This window comes from Neisseria sp. P0021.S007 (assembly GCF_051956855.1).
This window is the reverse complement of record NZ_JBQCXA010000568.1, coordinates 1-674: the sequence shown is the minus strand read 5'-3', so window position 1 is coordinate 674 and position 674 is coordinate 1. Positions and strand designations below refer to the sequence as shown.

General features: G+C 55.8%; 1 pseudogene. It reads right to left on the bottom strand.

The features are described 5' to 3' along the window. Positions 1-674, bottom strand: a pseudogene (locus ACTHUR_RS14670) (phosphoribosylformylglycinamidine synthase); the annotation flags it as partial.

Sequence of the window (674 nt, the reverse complement as noted above, 5' to 3'; positions counted from 1 at the left end):
TTGAAGTCCAAAGAAGCGTCGTTTGTGCCGGTATCCATCGAAGAAGCCGCGCCGCCACCCAAGCCGATAAGCATGCCCGGGCCGCCCAGTTGGATCAGCAATGCGCCTTCAGGGATTTCGTCTTTATGCGTCTGCTGGGCCGGAATGCTGCCCAAACCGCCTGCAATCATAATCGGTTTGTGATAGCCGCGAACGTGTCCGTCAAACTTTTCTTCAAAGGTGCGGAAGTAGCCCAAGAGGTTCGGGCGGCCGAATTCGTTGTTGAACGCTGCGCCGCCAATCGGGCCTTCAATCATGATGTCTAAAGGAGAAGCAATATGGCCGGGTTTGCCGTAGGCTTGTTCCCAAGGCTGCTCTAGGCCCGGAATATTCAGGTTGGAGACGGTAAAGCCGGTCAAGCCTGCTTTTGGACGTGAGCCTTTGCCTGTTGCGCCTTCGTCGCGGATTTCACCGCCCGCACCCGTTGCCGCACCGGCAAACGGCGCGATGGCGGTTGGGTGGTTGTGTGTTTCCACTTTCATGATGATATGGGTGTCTTCTTCGTGGAAACGGTAGCCTTGGTTTTCCGCCGCATTTGGATAGAGGCGCTCGATTTTCGCGCCTTCAATCACGGATGAATTGTCTTTATAGGCAACGACTGTGCCTTCGGGATGCGCGTTGTGCGTGTCGCGTAT